The organism is Lysinibacillus parviboronicapiens (assembly GCF_003049575.1).
GTDB classification, from domain to species: domain Bacteria; phylum Bacillota; class Bacilli; order Bacillales_A; family Planococcaceae; genus Lysinibacillus; species Lysinibacillus parviboronicapiens.
In genome coordinates this window covers 1-22,727 of sequence record NZ_PYWI01000025.1, presented here as the reverse complement: position 1 = coordinate 22,727, position 22,727 = coordinate 1, and the positions used below count along the sequence as shown (strand labels likewise).

15 protein-coding genes and 1 pseudogene are annotated in these 22,727 nt (G+C 38.9%); 9 read left to right on the top strand and 7 right to left on the bottom strand.

The window, feature by feature from the left end:
* Nucleotides 1-294 precede the first annotated feature (294 nt).
* The 8 genes and pseudogenes from C9J35_RS23420 (at nucleotide 295) to C9J35_RS17835 (ending at nucleotide 13,130) form a co-directional block, all read left to right on the top strand.
* Nucleotides 295-702: a hypothetical protein gene (locus C9J35_RS23420; RefSeq protein WP_153062970.1), complete on the top strand. Its 408-nt coding sequence runs from the start codon at nucleotides 295-297 to the stop codon at nucleotides 700-702.
* Nucleotides 703-1,076: 374 nt separating this feature from the next.
* A complete protein-coding gene (locus C9J35_RS17865; protein WP_107925681.1) occupies nucleotides 1,077-2,495 on the top strand; it encodes an amino acid permease in 1,419 nt (472 codons plus the stop codon).
* Between the two features lie 293 nt (nucleotides 2,496-2,788).
* Nucleotides 2,789-4,435 (top strand): sigma-54 interaction domain-containing protein, encoded by a 1,647-nt coding sequence (locus C9J35_RS17860; protein ID WP_107925680.1) that lies wholly within the window; start codon nucleotides 2,789-2,791, stop codon nucleotides 4,433-4,435.
* Nucleotides 4,436-4,688: 253 nt separating this feature from the next.
* Nucleotides 4,689-6,020 (top strand): aminotransferase family protein, encoded by a 1,332-nt coding sequence (locus C9J35_RS17855; RefSeq protein WP_054768550.1) that lies wholly within the window; start codon nucleotides 4,689-4,691, stop codon nucleotides 6,018-6,020.
* A 3-nt stretch (nucleotides 6,021-6,023) separates the two neighbouring features.
* Nucleotides 6,024-7,118 (top strand): annotated as a pseudogene (gene ald, locus C9J35_RS17850) (alanine dehydrogenase).
* Nucleotides 7,119-7,129: 11 nt separating this feature from the next.
* Nucleotides 7,130-8,527: an aldehyde dehydrogenase family protein gene (locus tag C9J35_RS17845; RefSeq protein WP_107925678.1), complete on the top strand. Its 1,398-nt coding sequence runs from the start codon at nucleotides 7,130-7,132 to the stop codon at nucleotides 8,525-8,527.
* A gap of 574 nt (nucleotides 8,528-9,101) precedes the next feature.
* Entirely contained in the window at nucleotides 9,102-11,126 is a 2,025-nt protein-coding gene (locus C9J35_RS17840) for a hydantoinase/oxoprolinase family protein (RefSeq protein ID WP_107925676.1), read from the top strand.
* A gap of 24 nt (nucleotides 11,127-11,150) precedes the next feature.
* Nucleotides 11,151-13,130 carry a hydantoinase B/oxoprolinase family protein gene (locus C9J35_RS17835; RefSeq protein ID WP_107925674.1) on the top strand — a complete coding sequence of 660 codons (1,980 nt, stop codon included), beginning with the start codon at nucleotides 11,151-11,153 and terminating at the stop codon, nucleotides 13,128-13,130.
* Between the two features lie 220 nt (nucleotides 13,131-13,350).
* Here the strand turns inward: C9J35_RS17835 and solA are convergent, their stop codons facing one another.
* Together solA and C9J35_RS17825 are read right to left on the bottom strand one after the other, a co-directional pair.
* Nucleotides 13,351-14,469, bottom strand: coding sequence for an N-methyl-L-tryptophan oxidase (gene solA / locus C9J35_RS17830; protein WP_107925672.1), 1,119 nt, complete (start codon nucleotides 14,467-14,469; stop codon nucleotides 13,351-13,353).
* Between the two features lie 556 nt (nucleotides 14,470-15,025).
* Entirely contained in the window at nucleotides 15,026-15,658 is a 633-nt protein-coding gene (locus C9J35_RS17825; protein WP_107925670.1) for a nitroreductase family protein, read from the bottom strand.
* A gap of 132 nt (nucleotides 15,659-15,790) precedes the next feature.
* On the opposite strand from C9J35_RS17825, the gene C9J35_RS17820 reads away from it, so the two are divergent.
* Entirely contained in the window at nucleotides 15,791-16,129 is a 339-nt protein-coding gene (locus tag C9J35_RS17820; protein WP_107925668.1) for a winged helix-turn-helix transcriptional regulator, read from the top strand.
* Between the two features lie 163 nt (nucleotides 16,130-16,292).
* Here C9J35_RS17820 and C9J35_RS17815 read toward each other — a convergent pair whose 3' ends face one another.
* From C9J35_RS17815 to C9J35_RS17795, 5 genes are all read right to left on the bottom strand, one after another.
* On the bottom strand, nucleotides 16,293-17,450 hold the full coding sequence (locus tag C9J35_RS17815) for an MFS transporter (RefSeq protein ID WP_107925666.1): 1,158 nt from the start codon (nucleotides 17,448-17,450) through the stop codon (nucleotides 16,293-16,295).
* Between the two features lie 534 nt (nucleotides 17,451-17,984).
* Nucleotides 17,985-18,296 (bottom strand): ArsR/SmtB family transcription factor, encoded by a 312-nt coding sequence (locus C9J35_RS17810; protein WP_107925719.1) that lies wholly within the window; start codon nucleotides 18,294-18,296, stop codon nucleotides 17,985-17,987.
* Between the two features lie 227 nt (nucleotides 18,297-18,523).
* Nucleotides 18,524-19,876, bottom strand: coding sequence for a uracil-xanthine permease family protein (locus tag C9J35_RS17805; RefSeq protein ID WP_107925664.1), 1,353 nt, complete (start codon nucleotides 19,874-19,876; stop codon nucleotides 18,524-18,526).
* A gap of 74 nt (nucleotides 19,877-19,950) precedes the next feature.
* On the bottom strand, nucleotides 19,951-21,321 hold the full coding sequence (gene guaD / locus C9J35_RS17800) for a guanine deaminase (RefSeq protein WP_107925662.1): 1,371 nt from the start codon (nucleotides 21,319-21,321) through the stop codon (nucleotides 19,951-19,953).
* A 393-nt stretch (nucleotides 21,322-21,714) separates the two neighbouring features.
* Nucleotides 21,715-22,605: a LysR family transcriptional regulator gene (locus C9J35_RS17795; RefSeq protein WP_107925660.1), complete on the bottom strand. Its 891-nt coding sequence runs from the start codon at nucleotides 22,603-22,605 to the stop codon at nucleotides 21,715-21,717.
* Between the last annotated feature and the right edge of the window lie 122 nt (nucleotides 22,606-22,727).

The following is a 22,727-nucleotide window of genomic DNA, read 5'->3' as shown; positions in this document are numbered from 1 at the left end:
TGTAAATAAAATATCAATGATGCGATTTCGCATCAAAAATTCGGATTTACCATAGAATGTATCATCAAATTATCCTAATTTACTATTTTCACATCAAACACTCTAGAGATGTAGAATCGTTTCCTCATTTTTTATCTTCATTCAGCAAATGTTTTTTGTATCGAAAGCGTAGCGGTAGATACAGAATACGCCCACCTTTGAAGGTGGTGAGATGAAAGCTGATGTGGTTCCTTTTCAGTGGATGTCTAAACACCTACTGAAATAGAGGAACTCAGTCTAAGAACGCCACGTCCTGTGGCAATTTATCTGTGCGAAAGCGAAGCGACAGCAACACGGTTTTATCTGTGCGAAAGCGAAGCGACAGCAACACGGTTTTATCTGTGCAAAAGCGAAGCGACAGCAACACGGTTTTATCTGTGCGAGAGCGAAGCGACAGCAACACGGTTTTTATCTGTGCGAGAGCGAAGCGACAGCAACACGGTTTTTATCTGTGCGAGAGCGAAGCGACAGCAACACGGTTTTATCTGTGCGAAAGCGAAGCGACAGCAACACGGTTTTTATCTGTGCGAGAGCGAAGCGACAGCAACACGGTTTTATCTGTGCGAAAGCGAAGCGACAGCAACACGGTTTTATCTGTGCGAAAGCAACAACAACAACGACACACGACTGAGTGACCAACATCATGTTTTGCCGCTACGTTAGCACTACACTTTCGCACAAAAAACATCTGTTGGCCTAAAGCCAGCCTACGGTGGATGTTACGGATTTTGAAAGGAGGCCTGCACGAGGGCCGACACGATGTCAGTCATTTCGGTAATGCCATAGGACGTGGCGTTTTTACCGATGCAGGTCAGTTAACCGTTGTCACAGGAAGTGACGGTTTTAGGTGTACTTCCTACAAAGAGCACAATTCAAAATCCGGACGCAATTATGCCAAGGCGAAATTGATGAATTTATTTAGCTTATTTTTTGTGATAAGTAGATTTTGGCATCAAAATTGCTCATTAAACAGAAGACATTGGATTAGAGAGAAGGTGCTAGTAAATGTCTACATAAAAACACTAAGGGGTGGTTTAATGGGAACTTTGCAAAAATCACTAAGGACGCGGCATATTACGATGATTTCTATCGGTGGGGTAATTGGCACAGGGTTATTCGTTGGTACTGGAAAAAATATTTTAAGCACAGGTCCTGCAGCAGTTGTCTCTTACGCGATTGCATGTTTACTCATTGTCTTAGTCATGCAGATGGTTGGTGAAATGGCAGCTGGAGAAATAGTATTAGGAAAGAAATCTGGTGGTTCGGTAGAGTTAGGTTCATTTGCTTCATATGCAGGGAAGTATATTGGTCCATGGGCAGGTTTTACAGTTGGTTGGCTATATTGGGCAAGCTGGGTATTTATTGTAGGATTAGAAGCTGCGTTAATTGGAGGCATGTTGCATAATTGGTTTCCAGTTATACCGATTTGGGTGGGTAGTGTAGGTGTCACATTATTAATGACAATCATTAATATATATTCCGTAAAATCATTTGGGGAGTTTGAATACTGGTTATCATTCATTAAAGTTATGGCTATAATCGTATTCTTAGTTGTTGGAACAGCGATGATATTCGGCATATGGCCCAATTATGAGCCAAAGGGACTTGGCATTTTAACTGGTTACGGCGGCTTTGCACCAAATGGTATTGTACCGATTCTAACGGCGATCGTATTCGTGATTTTCTCCATATGTGGTGCTGAGGTTGCAGCTATCGCAGCGGCAGAGTCTGATAATCCTGCGAAAAATATTGTTCGTGCCATTCGAAATGTCGTATTCCGTTTAGGTTTATTTTTCGTGGGTTCAGTAGCAATTATGATTATGATTTTACCATGGAATGATTCAAAATTGTTGGCAGCGCCTTATGCAAATATTTTAACAATAGCTGGGCTTCCGATTGCTGCTCAAATTATTCAAGTGGTTATTTTCATTTCATTAATCTCTGTATTAAATTCAGCACTTTATACGAGTTCACGTATGTTACTTGAAATGGCGCGCCAAGGCAATGCGCCGAAAATTTTTTCGTACATTAAAAATCGTCGCGGCGCACCTGTACCAGCTATTATCGGTAGTACAGTTGTAGCGTATATTTGTGCGATGCTATACTTCATTTCTCCTGAAGTCATCTTCTATTTTTTAGGTAACTGCGTTGGGGGATTAATGATTGTTGTGTATATTTTCATAGCGATTTCGCAAATTCGATTTCGGCGTTATTATGATAATGTTTCAGGCGAGCGATTATCCATTAAAATGTGGTTATTTCCATATCTATCATATGTCACAATCGGTATTTTAACAGTTGTCTATTTATGCCAAATGATCATTGAATCTTTACGCCCTCAGTTCTACTTAAGCACATTAGTGTTGATTGGTTCTATTGTGCTGTTCTTTATTATGCGGAAAGTCTCTTCAAGACGCCCAGTGGAACAAATAGAGGAAAAATTAATTTCAGAGTAGAATATTATCTTGAAGATGAAGAGGCTGGGACATAACTTTTAATTTTAAGAAAGAGGAGCAAAGGCGTTATTAAATTTTTGCTATCTAAAAATGAAGAAAAATTTAGACGTTCTTCCTTTTGGCATAAATAAAATTCAGAAGTGAGGTAGCGAGGAGGCGACTCCTGGGGGATTAGCGTGACGCCTGAGACTACAGGCTCAGGCCACGCCCCCCGGAAAGCGTCCGCCGTAGCGGACATCAACACTTTTTCTCTTTTGTCCCAGCCTCTTCAAGTTTGGGAGGATGTGGCCTATATGTCGATAACAGAACTTCATAATGCAGAACATTTTTTTATTATGAAAAACCATGAAGTGATTGTAAAAAGTGATATCCAAATAGAGCTCCTTGAAAAAATACTAAAAGAATATTGTAAAGGAAAAGTAACATTTGAGGCAGAAGGTCATTTTGTTCATGTATTAGAAACATCGAATGGCAACTTATTTAATGTAAGGTCATTGAAGCAATTTAGCGATATTGATTTTATGAATCCTCTTTCACATAAAGTATTAAATTCCATTTCAGATGGCATTACGATTTGTGACTGCAACGGCAAAATATTATTTCAAAATGATATTGATATTGAAATTGTCGGCATGAATCTAATGGGAAGATACGCAAAAGACGTAATAGACGAAGGGTTAATGAGTGATTCCATATCGATGAAAGTAATCGAATCAAAAGAAAAAGTAACCATTTTGCAAACGTTCATTAACGGAAAATGCTTTTTAGTTTCTGGTAAGCCAATTTTTGATGAAGACGGCGAGTTGCAATACGTTGTAGCAATTACACGTGATATGACACAGCTAAAATTGTTAGAACAAGAAGTAGAAAAATTAGAAGTTCAAAATGAAACTTTTAAAAATAAACTACAAGCCTTACATAATAAAGAATCAAGAAAAAGTAGTTTAATTACAGTGTCTCCCGCCATGATGCAAGTTGTAAAGCGTGTTATGAGGGTTGCAGAAGTAGATTCTACCGTGTTAATCGGAGGTGAATCGGGTGTTGGTAAAGAAGAAATCACAAAGCTCATTCACGCTTATAGTAGACGTAGCCATAAGCAAATATTAACGATTAACTGTAGTGCCATACCTGAAACATTACTAGAATCGGAGCTTTTTGGCTATGAGGCAGGGTCATTTACAGGGGCAGTCAAAGGAGGGAAAGCTGGATTATTTGAAATTGCATCAGGGGGCACAGTTTTTTTAGATGAAATTGGTGAAATGCCTTTGCTGCTACAGGCGAAATTATTGCGCGTGCTACAAGAATCTGAAGTTCAGCGTATTGGCAGTGGAAAGCCTATTCCTATTGATGTACGCATAATTGCAGCGACAAATCGAAAATTACAGGAAATGGTTAGGGAAGGTGGTTTCCGTGAGGATTTATATTATCGTTTAAACATCATCCCGATTGAAATTCCTCCTTTAAGGCAACGTCGCAAAGATATAATTCCGCTGGTCAATCATTTTTTAGCCTTAATTGGAGAAAAGTATGGTATCCATCGGACGATTGAGTCATCAGCTATGAAAATATTAGAGGGGTATGATTGGCCAGGGAATGTCCGGCAGCTCAAAAATATGGTGGAACGAATTTGTTTATTAGCAACCCAGCCGGAAATAACGGCAAACACTGTACAACAAGAGTTAGATAGTAACCTCATTATTGTGCGAGATACAGAAAATACAGCACAACAGCAAAATAGTCAAGGGAATGTTGTAACTACACCGTTTGCTGGCACATTAAAGGAGCAAGTAGCTGCGTTTGAAAAGCAAATGATTAAGCAAGCATTGTCTGAACATCCAAGCATACGACAAGCAGCAAAAGCACTCGGCTGCGATCAATCTACATTAGTACGGAAAATACAAAAATTTCAATTAACTCGTCATGTTTCCTATAAAGATTAACGATGCGTTTTTACATCAAATTTGTATTTATGCATAAAAGGCTGCAATACAACAACGATTTCTCATGTTGTATTGCAACGGTCATGAAAAAAACAACAATGATTTGCAATGAAATATAAAATCATCTATTGAAACATTTAGGGTGACAGAAGGGGCATTTTCAAAAAGAAAATTGCCTCTTTTTTTAGAGGTTGGCATGGGAATTGCTGTTATATAAGTGTATGAAAAAATAAGGGAAAAGAGGTTGGGATTTATGACAATTCAACTAAAAGAAGAGTTAAAGGCATTAGATCAGAAGCATTTCCTTCATCCAACTACGTCCATCGAACAACAACAAGCACAAGGACCTGCTGCCATTTTCACAGAAGGGAAAGGTATTTATTTGAAAGACATGGAAGGCAATACCTACATTGATGGGATGTCTTCTTTATGGAATGTAAATGTCGGGCATGGTCGTGAAGAAATTGCTGAAGTTGCGAAGGAACAAATGGCTACATTAGCATTTAGTTCTTGCTTTGCTACATTTAGTAATGAACCAGCCATTCGTTTAGCTTCTAAAATTGCTTCATTAGCGCCTGGGAATTTAAATACGGTATTTTTCACTTCAGGTGGTTCGGAATCGAACGATACAGCGATTAAATTAGCGCGCCATTACTGGTTATTAAAGGGGCAGCCAGAACGTCAAAAAATTATTTCACGTACCCTGTCGTACCATGGTGTCGCAATGGGTGCTACAAATGCGACAGGTTTACAAGCTTTCCGCGATTTTACGAACTCACATGCGCCTGATTTTCACTATGTATACAATCAGTCCGTGCGTCATTTACGCGAAATGATTGAAGCACTAGGGCCCGAAACTGTTGCCGCATTTATTTCTGAGCCTGTACAAGGTGCCGGAGGCGTCAATATTCCACAAAAAGATTACTTTAAAGAAGTGAGAAAAATTTGTGATGAGTACGGTATTTTATTCATTGCAGATGAAGTCATTACGGGCTTCGGTCGTACAGGTAAACTTTTTGGTATGGAGCATTATGGCGTAGTACCGGATATGATGTCATTTGCTAAAGGTGTTTCTAGCGGTTATGCGCAGCTTGGAGGTGTGGTGATTTCCGAAAAAATCCATCAAGATTATTGTGAACTTTCCAAAGGCACATTAATGCACGGTTATACGTACAGCGGCCATGCACTCGCTTGTCAAGTTGGGCTTAAAAATATTGAAATACTTGAACGTGAAAAGCTTGTAGAAAACGCAGCACACATGGGTGAAGCGATGTTAGAAGGCTTCAAAGCACTTCAAGAAAAATACAGCTTTATCGGACGCGTTCGTACTATTGGATTACTTGGAGCAATTGAATTAGTAAAAAGCCGTGAGACCGGCGAGCTTTTTCAGTCATATTTGAGCCCGATTTTCGTACAAGAAACAATGAAACGGGGATTAATCTTACGAATGGTTACGTACGATCAAGATACAGTTGTCTTCTCGCCACCCTTGATTTTATCGAAAGCAGAATTAGACGAAATGTTACGTATTTTAGATGAGACATTTGAATATGTACGTAAAACGATCGTTGAGAAAGAAGGGTAAGCGATGATTATTGGGATTCCAAAAGAAAAAAAATAATGAAAATCGTGTAGGGATGACTCCAGGGGGAGTTTTTAATCTGCAAAAAAACGGTCATTTAGTAAAAGTAGAAAAGAGTGCCGGATTAGGCAGTGGATTACAGACGAGGCGTATACAGAGGTAGGTGCGGAGATTGTCCTACGGCGAAAGAAGCATGGGATGTAGACATGGTCATCAAAGTGAAAGAACCATTACCTCAAGAATATGAATATTTTAAGAAAGATTTATTTACATTTAGCAGCTGAACCTACTTTAACGAAACAGCTAGTTGAAAAAGAAGTCTTAGCGATTGCTTATGAGACGGTTCAGCTACAAAATGGTGCACAACCATTATTAACGCCAATGGGTGAAGTTGCAGGACGTATGGCTGTTCAGCTTGGCGCACATTTTCTAGAAAAGCATGAAGGTGGAAAAGGTGTGTTACTTGGAGGTGTTCCAGGTGTTTCACCTGCCAAAGCAGTGATTATTGGTGGTGGAATTGTCGGTACAAATGCAGCAAAAATGGCTGTTGGTGCCGGAGCGGATGTCACTATTTTAGATACGAATGTCGACAGATTACGCCAATTAGATGACCAATTTGCCGGACGTTTAAAAACAAGCTGGTCCACCGCATTTAATATTTCAGCTGATTTATTGATAGGAGCTGTCTTAATTCATGGGGCACGTGCACCACGATTAGTTACCGAAAGCATGGTGGAAGAAATGCCAAAAGGTTCTGTTATTGTCGATGTTGCAGTCGATCAAGGTGGTTCAATTGAAACGATTGATCGCATTACGACACATAGCGAACCAGTATATGAAAAGCATGGGGTATTACATTATGCGGTAGCAAATATCCCAGGAGCGGTAGCAAGAACATCAACGATTGCGCTAACAAATGTGACGTTACCGTATGCATTACAAATTGCTAATAAAGGTTATGAAAAGGCAGTGATTGAAAACGCAGCATTAGCGAAAGGTGTGAATTCAATAAACGGTAGAATAACTTACGAAGCTGTAGCGAATGCCCATAACATTTTGTATACACCGTTAAACGATGTGTTACAAACAGACGTAATTTAAGGAGGGAATTTATGACAACCATCATTCGAGAAATGCGAGAACAATTTAATCCAGCAAAACCGTCTGAATGCATTGGTCAAATTGAGCTTTTCACACTGGATGAAACGAAAGCAGTTGTTGCTGGGGCTCAGAAAGCATTTGAAGGTTGGAAAAATACATCATCAATCGCACGTGGTGAAATTTTACGCGTGACGGCAGACTTACTAGAGCAAAATAGCGAGAAAGTGGCAGAAATGGCTTCTCGTGAAATGGGTAAAACGAAAGGTGAAATGCTTGGTGAAGTGAAACGTGGTGCTTCTATTTTGCGGTATTTTGCACAAGAAGGAATGCGTGCAACAGGTGAAGTATTACCTTCTACCAGTGAAGCGAAAGTATTGTACACAAAACGTGTGCCGCTTGGTGTTGTGGCGGCTATTACACCGTGGAATTTCCCTGTGGCCATCCCTTTGTGGAAAATTGCCCCAGCATTAGTGTATGGTAATACAGTCGTTTGGAAGCCTTCTATTGAAGCGGCTTTAACAGGGAAGTTAATTGGAGAACTATTTGAACAGGCAGGTATGCCAAAAAACGTTTTAAATGTTGTGCAAGGGCGAGGATCAAAAGTAGGGCAAGTTTTACTGGAAGCACCTGAAGTCAGAGCGATTACGTTCACGGGTTCGAATGGCGTGGGGCAAAGCATTTTAAACACAGCTGGTCCTACCAATAAAAAAATCCAACTAGAGCTTGGAGGGAAAAACGCTGCCATTATTTTAGCAGACGCCAATATTAATAAAGCAGCTAGATTGACGATCGAGGGTGCGATGAAACAAACAGGTCAACGTTGTACTGCAACTAGTCGAGTATATGTCGAGGAAGCTGTTTATGAAGAGATTTTAGAACATCTAATCATAGAAGCAAAAAAAATAGAAGTTGGTGTTACGATGGGTCCTGTTTCATCAAAAGGGCAATATGATGCTATTTTATCAGCGATTGAACAAGCAAAGTCTGATGGGGCTGAACTTGTATTAGGTGGTTGTCCGACAAAAGACAAATCTGAAGGGTACTATATTGATCCAACAATTTTTACAAATGTAACACATAATATGGCGATTGCCCGCGAAGAAATTTTTGGTCCTGTTCTGGCAGTAATGAAGGTAAAAGATTATGAAGAAGCGATTCGCTTATCGAACGATTCTGAGTTTGGATTGAGTGCTTCTATTTATACAAATAATATTCAAAAAGCATTTGATTTTATTGAGCGTAGTGAGGTTGGGCTTGTTCAAGTAAATGATGAAACTGGGGGAGCAGAGCCTCAAGCGCCATTCGGAGGAATGAAAAACTCAAGTACAGGCACCCGTGAGCAAGGGCAAGCTGCGAAAGAGTTTTTTACAGTATTTAAGACAATTACTATAGGTACACAAAGTATATAAAGAGCTTAAAGATTTGCGTAAATATTACTGTATAGCATGCATGTGAAAATGTAAGGGCTATCACTTAAAGAAACTTAAGGTTGCTACGGAAGTTAGTAGCCTTAAATACGATATTTCTGATAATTTAATAGATTGTCATGCGTCATTTAATTACTTCTCGGTGTCATTAACGTCCGGATTTTGAATTGTGCTCTTTGTAGGAAGTACACCTAAAACCGTCACTTCCTGTGACAACGGTTAACTGACCTGCATCGGTAAAAACGCCACGTCCTATGGCATTACCGAAATGACCGACATCGTGCTGGCCTCCTTTCAAAATCCGTGACATCCGCCGGAAGCTTAACTTTATTCAGCAGGAGTTGATATTATCCGCTGAAAAACCTTTAGCATTCATCCAACCTTGAGAAGAATGGGATTTCTGTACCTGCCACTGTCGCTGTGCTTTCGCGCAAAAAACATCTGCCGCTGTCGCTATGCTTTCGCGCAAAAAAACATCTGCCGCTGTCGCTGTGCTTTCGCGCAGAAAAACATCTGCTGAATGAAGTTAAAACTATAAAATGAAAGAAGGTATTCTATGGCACAAACTCGCTTAGCAATTGATGTCGGTGGTACGTTTACTGACGTATTTGTCTTTAATGAAGAAACAGGAGAAGTATTTGTTACGAAAACATCGTCTACACCATCGAACCCAGAGCAGGGAATATTACATGGGGTTGAGAAGGCGAAACTGAATGGAAAAGATATTAAGATTTTTTCTCATGGGACAACGGTTGGAACAAATGCATTAATTGAACGGAAATTGCCCAAAACAGCACTCATCACGTCAAAAGGCTTCCGAGATGTAACCGAAATTCGTCGAGGTACGAAGGAAGATATTTGGGATACGTATAAAGATACTGCAAAACCTTATATTCAGCGGCGTGATCGATTTGAAGTAGCAGAACGTATCGATTATGAAGGAAATATTATTGAAGCTATTCAAGAAGAAGAAATTCGCGCACTAGCAAAGAAATTAAAACGTCGTGGGACAGAATCTATTGCCGTTTGTTTCCTCAATTCGTATGTAAATGGCGAAAATGAAGCAATAGTCAAAGGGATTTTGAAAGAGGAGCTACCAGATATATATGTATGTATTTCAAGCGAGGTGCTGCCAGAAATTTTCGAGCATGAACGAATGAGTACAACGATTATTAATGCAGTTCTTGGTCCAATTATGAGTAATTATATTAGCAAATTGAGCGATGAAATGCATAAAAAAGGCTATGAAGAGGAAATTTTAGTTTTACATTCTGGTGGGGGCGTCATGACTTCTAGTACAGTCCCTCGCTATGCTGCCAGGTTAGCGAGTTCGGGAATAGCTGCTGGAGCAATTGCTAGTAAACATATTGCTAAATTATGTGGATTTGAAAATGCAATTGGCTTGGATATGGGTGGTACGAGTACCGATATTTCACTCATGTATGAAGGGGATATTCGTATAACGAAGGATTGGTCGATTGAATATGGTTATCCAATCGGATTCCCAAGTATAGAAATTTTAACGATTGGTGCAGGTGGTGGCAGCTTAGCTTGGAAAGATGAAGGTGGCTCCTTACGTAATGGTCCGCAAAGTGCAGGCGCCTTACCAGGTCCAGCGTGTTATGGTCAGGGTGGCACAGAGCCAACAAACTCGGATGCTAATTTAGTTTTAGGGCGACTAGGTGAAAATTTGTTAGATGGTACGATGCAATTAGATAAAGATGCAGCAGTACAGGCTATAAGAAAAGTTGCAGATGCATTTGATCAGTCCATTGAAGAAGCTGCAAGTGCCATAATAGAAGTTGCCAATGCCAATATGAGTGATGCAGTTCGGTTAATTTCTGTGCGTCGAGGCTACGATCCGCGTGATTTCGCTCTTGTAGCCTTTGGTGGTGCAGGGCCTTTACATGGTGCATATTTAGCCAAAGATTTGAACATCCCTAAAGTCATTATTCCTACTCATCCAGGAGTAGCAGCTGCAATGGGATGTTTACTTGTTGATGTACGACATGATATTTCCAAAACTTATGTGAAAAAAGTTAACGATGTATCTGCTGAGGAACTGACAAGTCAATTTGTTGAGCTACGGAAAGAGGCGGAAATACTCTTAGAAGAAGAAGGGATTTCAGATGATACATCTACATTGATGAATTACGTGGATCTTCGTTATAAGGGACAGTGGCGATCATTAGCTGTTGCAATTCCAGATCAAATAACATCGCTGGAAGATGTATTAGCAGCTTTCCATCGGGAGCATGAACGGGGATTTGCTTTTTCTGATAAGGAACAGGCTGTAGAAATTTATGGATTGCATGTGACAGCAATTGGAACAGTGCCTAAGCCTAATTTCCCGCAATATGTACCTGAAGGTTCGCTGGAAGATGCTTATAAAGAAACACGCCCTGTTTATTTTGGTGGTCAATATGTTGAAACGATAGTATATAATCGTGACAAGATTCCGGTTCACACACAATTAATTGGTCCGGCAATTGTTGACCAATTAGATACGACAACGGTTATTCCACCAGGGTTTACAGCTAAGGTAGATGCATATAAAAATATCATTATTACGGTGAACTAATACATGATAAGGGGGAAGCGATCTATGAGTACAACGAAGTTAGTAGTCAATAGAAATGTACAAAATCTAGATCCTGTAACATTTGAAGTTTTAAAAAACGGCTTTGTGAATTTGGTCGATCAAATGGCCGAGCAAATGTTACGTACATGTTATTCGTTTGTTATTTATAACCGAGATTTTAGCTGTGCGTTATGTGATGCGGAGGGAAATACTATCATGCAAGGAACGCAAGATATTTCCGTTCATGTTGGGACATTGCATTTAACTGCGAAAGCTGTGTTAGAGGATTTTGCAGATGATATTCATCCAGGCGATGTATTTTTAATAAACGATCCATATCGTGGTGGGACACATTTTAGTGACATTCGCGTTATTCTTCCTGTATTCCATGAAGAGAAGCTAATTGCGCTTATGCAAACAAATGGACACTGGGCGGATGTCGGCGGTTCTAACCCAGGATCCTTTGATATTACGGCAAAAGAACATTACGGGGAAGGGTTGCGTATTCCACCTGTACGTATTTATAGTAAAGGTCAATATTTAGCAGATGTCGTGAATATCATTGTGATGAATATGCGTATTTCACAAGAACGTATTGGGGACTTACGTTCACAAGTAGAAGCAGCCAAAGTTGGTGAAAAGCAACTAATAGAGATGATTGAGAAGTATGGTATGGATACAGTGTTATTAGCTTTCGACGAAGTACAAAATTACGTAGAACGTTTAACGAGAGCGAAAATTAAGACATTGCCGCAGGGACAATGGGAAACAGTAGATTATATTGACATGGATCCGCAAATAGGCGATGGTTTGATTCCAATTCGTGTGAAAATGACCATTACAGAGGATGAAATCTTATATGATTTAAGTGGTTCTCATCCTGCTATTAGTTGTTTTTTAAATGCCGGATTCGGTTCAGCACTTTCGGGAACTTATGCAGGGACAAAAACTTTCTTTCCAGAAATCCCATTGAACTCAGGATTCTATCGTGTCGTGAAAATTTATCTTCCAGAAAACTCTGTTGTCAATGCCCCTAGTCCAGTAGCTGTATCGGGCTATTGCTCAGGCTCTTTTGAAAAGATTATGAATGCATGCTTTGAGTTATGGTCGAACCTTATGCCTGAGCGTGCCATTGCATGTTCGTTTAACTTAGAGTACTTACTAATTGGGGGCTACGATCAACGACAAAATAGCAGTGGGTACTTTATGTGGTATGACTGGATGGCAGGGGGGCACGGCGGTCGTATTGATCGTGATGGTGCGAACGCTACTTCACCGGTGTTCGGGGTAGGATTGAGTGTCCAGCCATGTGAAGGTCAAGAACGTTTGTCGCCAGTCATTACGACGAAGCATGAAATCATTACAGATTCTGCAGGTCCTGGTAAATATCGTGGTGGCTGTGGTGTTGAAAAGGGAGGCCTTTTAACAGACGTAGACCAGACAGTTATGTCCTATTGCTGTGATCGCTCTCGTTCCATTACTTGGGGAATCATGGGCGGGTTACCCTCTATTGCACAAGGAGCAATCTTGAATCCAAATCAAGAGGGAGAGAAGTTTTTAGGCACGATTTTCTCAAATATTGAAGTGAAAAAGGGAGATTCCTTTACACGTCCTTCAGCAGGAGGGGGCGGTTTAGGCGATCCATTAGAGCGTGATATAAACGCTGTTTTAGAGGATGTAAAAGATGAATATGTTTCGCTTGAACGTGCGAAGCTTGATTATGGCGTAGTTATCCATGAAATCGATCGCGATATCGATGCATTTGAAATTGATGTTGCTGCTACAGTAAGCGAACGTGATTATATTCGCAAAAATCGTTATCAATGGTTAGAAACAGATCTATTGGAAGTGGAGAAACTGTACAATACAGGCGAAATTAATCAAATGGATGTTGTACGTCGCTATGGTGTTATCATGGATTACAAAACGAATAAAGCATTGCCAATCTCAACGAAGCAATACAGAGAATCGATGAGAAAGCGCTCTTTAGCTTATTGGTCTTAGTCAGAGAAACTAGCCTGGAAAAAGTGTCCATCTGTCAAGAGATGAACACTTTTTTAGATTCAATAAATTGAGCTTAAAACAGCAAGGTTCATCAATTACCATAGCTAAAAAATGATTTTTTTAAAAAAGATGTAAGTATTATTGCCACTCCATTATTAAAAATAATAGTATGTAACAAAAATAATTTGTTCGTCAATATGGAAGTCATTTTGTTGGTTATTTAGCTAAATCGACTGAGCTGAAAGAGTGATAAATCTTGTTTGCTTTTTCCATGAAGGGTAAGGTCCGCTAATACTTCACCAACCGCGCTACTAAATTTAAAGCCATGTCCTGAAAAACCCGCTGCAATCACAATATTTTGATGTTTAGGTAAAAAATCAATAATGAAATCCTCATCTGGTGTCATGGAATATTTACATGTTTTTCCGAATTTAAGTGCACCATGCTTGGGCATAAAGCGATTGATGAAATTTTGTAAATCCACGGTATCCTGTTCGTCGTATGGACGAAGCGGTTCGTTTGGATTAATCGCTTCACCCCCATCATGTCGGCCAAGCTTTAAGCCAGCACCGTTAATGCTTGGGAAGCCATAGTAAGCAGAATCTGCAAATTCAAAACAGTAAGCAGGGAATACATCATCACCATAAAGGGTTTCATCAGCTTCAAACCAAGCAAATGTTTTTCGTGTTGGCGTAACAGGTAAGGAGATATCCATTGTTTGAAGTAGCTCTGTTGCCCATGCACCTGCTGTCACAATCAACTGCTTGGCCTCATAAATGCCTTTTTTCGTATGTACACGCACAATCTCACCGGCATCAATCGACTGTACTTTTTCGTTCGGATGGTATGATGCACCTGCTGCTAAAGCTAACTTTTTATAGGCGTTAATACAAGCTTCCACACGAAGTACACCAGCAGTAGGCTCAAAACAAGCCACGAAGTTTTCCGGTAATGTTAAGCTAGGCCATTTTTCCATTGCTTCAATAGCTGAATATTGTTGTAATGGTAAATCGTAAAGATCGGCACTTGTTAGGACATTTTGAATAAAAGAATGGCTCACTTCACCGACATTCATAACTCCTGTTTGGTAAAATAGTGATGCATTCGTTTGTGCTTCTAGTTCACGCCATAGCTCGCCAGCCCGTTTAACAAAAGGTACATAGCTAGCACCTTCGCCGTAAGCAAAACGAATAATTCTTGTTTCACCATGATGGCTACCTTCTTCATGTGGGGGATCAAAGGTATCAATCATTAATACGTTTTTTCCAGCCTTCGCTAAATAATAGCCCGTTGCCATTCCCATCGAACCAGCACCGATTATAATACAATCATAAGTCATCTAAATCCCTACCTTTTTGCTCAAGTATAACAAAGAATTATAAAACAAAACAGAAATTTCGGAAAAATACATTATTTTATTTGATAAGGAACGTGTGAAAAAAATACAAACTTAGTTCAGTTTGTAGAAAAATTCAAAAGCTTGCGTTTGGTGATAGTCTTTTGTCTTTTATAATGGAAATAGCTGTATAAACCGTTGATTTCCGCTATGGCGGATGCTTTTCGCGGGTATGGCTTCAGACTCCTCATGCGTGATCTTCAGCGTCTGCTATTCCCCAGGAAGCTTTGTTTTGTAGCGAAAGGCGAATGCTGTCAGCGACACTCGTCGCTTGCGCCCCAATCAGCTAGTGTCTGTTTAAATAAGAATTATAAAAATATTAAACATGTATTTTGCGGATACGAAAGAAAGGCAATTTTATGAGGGTTTAAAAAATTGTCCATACAGAGCTAATTAAATATGGAAAAATCCAGGGTATATGTGTAACTAATATTTCTGTTAAAATTTCAAAAGGTATTCTTGAATGTAATCATTCAGAATACCTTTTGTCTACACAAATTTAGATAAAACGAGCAATATTTTCTAATGGCAAACGTGATGAGCCATATGCTGGTGCTGCAGCTTTACCGATAGCGATTAAGACAACAGGGAAGAGATGGTCTGGTAATTCGAATCTTTCAGCAAATTTCACTTTATCAAATCCACCCATTGTCACTGTATCATAACCTTTTTCTTTGGCAATCAGCATGAGTTGCATGGAAATTAAACCTGCATCAAATGTTGCAATGTTTTTTCTAACCTCTAATGGAGCTGCTGGATACGTAGAAAGTGTATTTTGAATCATCAAATTCTTTTGCGCTTCATCCATATGCCCTTCCGCCACATTTTGCGTATAAATTTGCTCAACTTGTTTATACATTTCTGCATTACCTAGAACTGCAATTATTGCAGATGAAGTTTCAACTTGTGCTTGATTGTTAGCAATGGCACGAAGCTCTGTTTTCGTTGCATCATCTTGAATGACAAGAAATCTCCATGCTTGAAGATTGCTAGAAGAAGGTGCAGTTGTGGCTTCTTTTAGGATTTCTTCAAGCTCCACTTGAGGGATTTTGAATGTAGGATCGTATACACGAACAGACTTTCTTTCTTGCATAATTGTATATAGTTGAGATTGTGTATGAGTTGTTGACATAATTTCCTCCTTAAAACTTACTAATTGTAAGTTGATGTTTTAAATCTTACCATTAGTAAGTTTATACGTCAAATAAAAAATAATTTTATGTTACAATAGAAGAAAATAAATTCTCAGGCGGGAGGTTATGATATGACTCAACCGAATTGTTCACATATTTGTAGTAGCTATCATCAGGCGATTGAATTTATAGGGAAACGTTGGGTGGGTATGATTATTTATACCTTGTTAGCAGGGCCGAAAAGGTATTATGAAATTCATGCTGCTATCCCTGGAATTTCCGATCGTTTGTTAACAGAGCGTTTAAATGAGCTTGTAGATGCTGGACTCATCAATAAAAAATTCATTGATTCCTCCATAAAAAAAGTAGAATATGAGCTGACACCCAATGGCTTAGCGTTCCAAGAAGTTATTCAGTCCATTCAAAAATGGATTGATTTATGTGATTTTGAACAGATAACGAAGAAATAATACGAATAAAACTGGTTAGAATGTCTAACCAGTTTTTATTTTGGAATAATGTAAATTATTCACCAGGGAACCTTTCGATTGTTTATAAACGAGAGTGCTTTTTCTATTCTTGTCTATATTTATCTACCTAACGATTTTTGTTAGCTTAATGCATATTGATTCTTTACACATTTGGTTTGAAAATTTGGATTTTTACTATGATTAGTAAGAAGGCAAGCAGTGAAAATATAATCCCAATCCAAATTAAATTATGTATGCCAAAATAAGAGATAAACCAACCACTGACAGCGGCTCCAATGGCAATACCAAGATTGGAAAATGACACAAACAAGCTATTTCCGAATTCTGGTGCTTCACTTGCCTCAGTTGTTAACCATACCTGACTGACAATAAGTCCCCCAGAATGCACAGCACCCCAAATAAATACGATAACAATCATCGGGATGAAATACGAACCCAGATAATAAATAAATAAGTACACGAGTGCAAATAGTAGAGGAAACATGATAACGGTCTTTGTTACACTTTTGTGTAACAAACCTCCAAATAAAAAGTTTCCGAAAATCATGATTGTACCAAAAGCCATCAACATGACACTAATCCATGACCCATTCATATTAGTCACTTGACTTAGATATTCAGCAAAATAACTGTACACAGAAAACATTGCCGCAAAAATAAAAATAACGGTCAGGATATTTAGCCACAACTGTGGTTTACGTAATATTCCAAGCTGTTTACCATAAGATAATTTTTCAGTAACAGGCAAAGAGGGCAGCCAAGCGAGTATGCCTAAAAAGGCTATTGCACTAACAACAGCTCCAAACAGAAAACCTGCTTCTAATGAAATCTTTTCAGCCAGATACGAAGTCACTGGGACGCCAAAAGCAAATCCTACTGTTATACCGGAGAAAACTTTCGTTACTGCCTTGCTACTCTTTTCCGGAGAGACAAGTTTAGCCGCTGTCACGAGGGCAACTGAAAAAAAGACAGGATGAAAAATAGCAGGGATGATACGGAAAACTAACATTACGTCAAACTTAGTTGTATAGGCATAAACAATATTTGAAATCCCAAAAATAAGAACAGCCGTTAATAGAATGACTTTACGGTTAATACCAGAAGCGAGCAATGTCAGGAATGGACCTGAAATGGCGACGACTAAAGAAAATATACTTACTAGCAATCCGGCCTGTGAAGTTGTTATATTAAATTTTTCAGTAACCTGTGGTAGAACACCTATAATACCCATTTCTGTGGTAATAATGCCGAATACGCCTAGCGCTAGAATACTGATAAGTAACGGGTTAATTTTTTTCATGTTAAATTTTCCTCCAATCATATATACATATCTATAATTATAGATATGTTAAAACAAAAAAAGCCTCCCTTCCTTTTATCCCGCATTAATGGTCAGTAAGACGTCCATTTCAAGTAGAAAGATGACAACGATCAGCTCGGTGGGGCGATAAACTGACCATAAAAGCCCGATTGGTTCAACTAACACTCAGTGGGGATGAAGAAAACCCCTCTGAGTGAAGTTTCACTTTATCCCGCATTAATGGTCAGTAAGACGTCCATTTCAAGTTGAAAGATGACAACGAGTCAGCTCGGTGGGGCGATAAACTGACCATAAAAGCCCGATTGGTTCAACTAACACTCAGTGGGGATGAAGAAAACCCCCCCCTGAGTGAAGTTTCACTTTATCCCGCATTAATGGTCAGTAAGACGTCCATTTCAAGTTGAAAGATGACAACGATCAGCTCGGTGGGGCGATAAACTGACCATAAAAGCCCGATTGGTTCAACTAACACTCAGTGGGGATGAAGAAAATCCCCCTGAGTGAAGTTTCACTTTATAGTTTCTTTTTGATGTACTCAGAAAATTCTTGTATGGTCTTTTCATTTCGACGATAGTACGTCCACTTACCAATTCGTTCAGATTCCAATAAACCAGCTTTTTGCATCGTCAACAAATAACCGGAAATAACAGACTGGGCAAGTCCTGCTTTCGCTTGAATATCGCCTACGCATACACCAATTTTAAAATTGAGGTTTTGTTCTAAATACGGTTTTTCATCGAAGTATTCACTAGGATTTTTTAACCATGACATGATTTGACTTCGAGTTTCGTTTGACAATGCTTTATAAATCAATAAAGGTTCCATGTGCATATTATATCTAATTTTCTAGATTTGTAAATATAAAAAAAGAAAATGGAAGAAAGCTCTGAGGGGGAGGCTAGATGGCTCGTCCGTGGAAAGAAAGAAGCATTTTCCTGACTTGCAAGTTGTTCATGTAATAAAAAATTGATAGCTACAGTATAAAACCACTGCAAAATTTTATTGTAAGCAGAGGTTTTATACGTTCTTTTTATCGTATTAAATATTTTGTATTATTTAACACTTGGTAATACTTTATTTAATAATATGGCGACTATAGCAGCCGTTGCCACTGGTGAGCCGAATAAATATTGCACAGTTGTTGGTAAAGAATATAAGAAATCATCAGGAAGTAATGTTAAGGCTAGAGTTAAAATCATAGGCACAGCAATGACGTACATTTCCTTTTCACCAATTTTCTCATTTTTCATGACTTGTAAACCACTGATCGCAATGATGCCGCAAACGATGACAAATACACCGCCGATTACTGCTGATGGAATGGCTGAAATTAAAGCAGCTAATTTCCCAGAAAATCCGAATAAAATAAACCAAGCACCCGCAACAATAAAGACACGGCGGCTGGCAATACCTGTGATAGAAATAACACCTGCATTTGTTGAGTACCCCGTTACAGGAGTTGAACCTAATAACGAAGCGATGAAACAGCCGATGCCTTCGCCAATAACGCCACGGTTAATTTGTTTATCTGTTAATGGTTTGTCGATGACATTACTCACTGCAAACCAAGTACCAGTTGTTTCAGCCATTAACACAATATAAATTATAACCATTGTAATAATTGCAGAAAGATTAAACGAGAAACCGAAGTCTACAAAAGGAAGTTGTGGCATGCTAAACCATTTTGCTTGTGAAACAGGTGATAAATCTAAAACGCCCATAAAGTTTGCCGAAATACTGCCTACGATTAAAGCAAGAATGACAGAGGTGATACGGAATACACGACCTTTTTTACGGAAGACCGAACCAAGCATCACACAGATAATTAACACAGTTGCTGAAATAAGCGCTAAGTAGATGTTTTGTTTAATCGTAGCACCAGCACCGTTATAAATATTAGAACTTAAACCAACGGGCATGAGCGAAAGGCCAACGACGAAGATAATTGTCCCGCCGACAACTGGTGGGATGAAGGTCTTCACAATTTTATTGAAAACACCAGTATAGCCTAGAATAATTACTAAAATAGCACCGATTAAGCTGGCGCCTAATACTGAGCTCCAACCAAGTTCCCCACTCCCGCTAGCGGCGTAGATGCCTACAATGGCACCTAGAGGTACATAAGAAGGACCTTGTGCTATCGGAAGTTTCATGCAGAAATGAGTTTGCACGATTGTCGCAATGCCTGCTGCAATAAAGGTTGACTGAATCAAAGCGGTTGATTGCTCTGATTGTAGACCTATTAGCATTGCAATTAGGAATGGTACGACATAGACATCCATAGCCATGACATGTTGTAAACCGAGTAGGGCTGATTGACCAAATGGTACTTTTTCATCGGGTAAAACGGTTAAATGATGCGTATTATTTTTATCGTTACTTTGCTTGTTAATTTGCGTTTCCACTAAGATGCACACCTCGAAATGTTAAGTTATTAATCAAAGATTTCATTGTTCCATATAAATTCATGGTCAATCGTTTATTTAGCTCTTTCATGAACTTTACTACCTTGAACCCAGACTTCACGAATGTTTTCTGGGCGAACAAGATACATGATTTTTTGAAAGATATCGCTTAAATCTTCATGATCATTAAAAATTGGTAGTTTGGCAGATGATAATTTCGTATCGATAATTTGTACATCCCATGTGAAGTTTTCTTGTAAACGTCCAATGGGCAGGCTTAAACTTTCGCCACCACCAGCTGTAGCTAAATAAAATGCTTCATTGATAGTAATTCGAGCATTTGGTACGCCTCGTTGTTCTGCCGGGAGGGTGGCATCCACACCGTCCTCTAGCATTCTAGATGACATGACAGCTTGTCTTACATTATCGAAAAGGCTAGGAGAAAAACCACCAGAAACATCTGATCCTAGACCGATATCCACGCCCTTTGAATGGAACTGCGCAATTGGAATAACACTGTTGGCAAAATAAGCATTGGAGATTGGACAATGGCCAATGGCAGTGCCTGTCTCAGCAAATAAATTTGCATCTTCCTCGTTTAAAAAATTACAATGTGCCATCACGGCTTTATCGCCTAACAGACCGAAATCATGTAACGCAAAGGCATCATTTTTCTTGAATCGCTGTTGTACGTAACCATGCTCCCAATCACTTTCACTGCAATGAGACTGGATATGCGTATCGTACTTAGCAGCTAATTCTCCTAAACCTTGCAAAGCGCCATTCGTACAGCTTGGTATAAAACGTGGCGTGACTACCGGATAGACCCCTTGTTTAGTCGATTTCGCTAATGCTTTCACAGCTAAGATAAATTCCTCTGTATCAGCTAACGCAGTTTGGGTATCGGCATCACGGTAAAATGCTGGGTTTTGTTCAGGGTCATCCATCACGACTTTACCAACTAGGCCGCGTTGTCCTTTTTCAGCACATATTTTCGCTAGCAATAAGCTTGCCTCTTTATGAACAGTCGCAAAATAGAGAGAGGTAGTTGTGCCATTTGCAAGTAGCGTGCTAACTAAATCTTCATAGACCTCTTGGGCAAACTGTAAATCAGAGAATTTGGCTTCAATTGGGAAGGTGTATGTGTTCAGCCAGTCATAAAGTGGAATGTCTAATGCAGTTCCGGCTTGTGCCCATTGTGGTGCATGGACATGTAGATCGACAAAGCCAGGTAAAAAATATTGTCCATCTGCTAAATGGTGAAAGTTTTCTTTTCCTTGATATGTATGTAGTAATTTTTGATAATCAGTATGGTCTGGTGCTACAGTTTTTGCGATCATACCGTCAGCGTTGATACAGAATAAATAACCTTTTAAGATTTGTACTTCTTGTGATGACTTACTTGAAAAAGCAGTCCCTTTAAATATTTGCGTATATTCAGACATGGAATCCACCTTAATGTTCGTATTTTGATAATTTCATGGATTATTATAGGGCATTTTAACTGCTAAGTCTATAAAAAAACGAATATATATATGGAGGCTATATGTTGGTCAGCGACATGAAAGGTCCATTACACAGCGCAAAAATACGATATACACCATCCTAAAAACTTCGTAAAATATCAGCAATTTTCCCTTTGTACTCGCTTGGTCATCTAGAAATAGAGATATTATAGGACAGACCGCTGTCTAGCGAGAGGAATTTAATGAAAGACAATTTCTCACTCAATTACTGCTAGATGACACATGAAAAAAACTACATTTTTCTTTGTTACGAAAATTTTCATGGTGGCAAATTCATCGTAAAATTAAATCCAAATGTAGTGTGAAAATATTTTATGAAATTGATTGATTGATAAATTCAATAAAGGTATTGAAAGTTGAAGGTGTATTATGTTCATTTTTTCTTGTGCATAGATAAATAGGGCGTTGAATATTCAAATCTTTTACATGCACACGAGCAATCTGTTGTCGTTCCATAAAACTTGAGGCGGCTATAGAAGGTGCAAGCATTGCGCCATAACCAGCTGCAATGGCATGAATGGATTCATTGATGCCATCTAGTTGCAGACCTACTTTTGGTGGAGGTGTCTTATGAACTTTACATAAAGCATTTAAAAATTCTTTCGTGGAACTGCCATCCTCCCTTGAAACAAATGGCTCCTGCATTAATTCGGCTAATGATACTTTTTGTTTAGCAAATGGATGTCCATAAGGCACGATAAACCAATAATCTAAATTCATTAGAAATTTGTAATCGATATCCGGATGGTGGCCATCTTCTTTAACGATAAAAGCCATATCCACTTGATAATGGAGCAACTCTTCAATAACTTGTTGTGAATTGGCGGTTTTTAAATGGATATTTGTAGCAGGGTTTGCCTGCTTATAGGTCGCTAACCATTTAGGTAATAAAAAATGGGATGGAACATGTGTTGAAGCAATTTGTAATTCCTCAATACCCATACATTTTAATTGCTCTAGCTTACTTTCAATATTTGTTTCTAAATCAAATAATCGCTGTGCCTGCGTAAATAAAAATTCTCCATTTTGGGTTAAGGTAATTCCTCTTCCTTTCGATTCAAGCAGTATCATACCTACTTCTTTTTCTAAATTTCTGATTTGGATTGTGACAGCTGGCTGACTAATCCTAAGTATTTGTGCAGCTTTTGACACGCTTTTAAGCTCGGCAACTTTTGTGAATAGTCGGAGTGCATGTAAATTCAAAATATCCCTCCTCATATAAAAAAAATTTATAGATTTATATAAATTATATATTAGATTTATTAATTTACACTAAGTATCCTTTTAGTAACTGTCTCTTATACACATCTGACGCTGCCGACGAG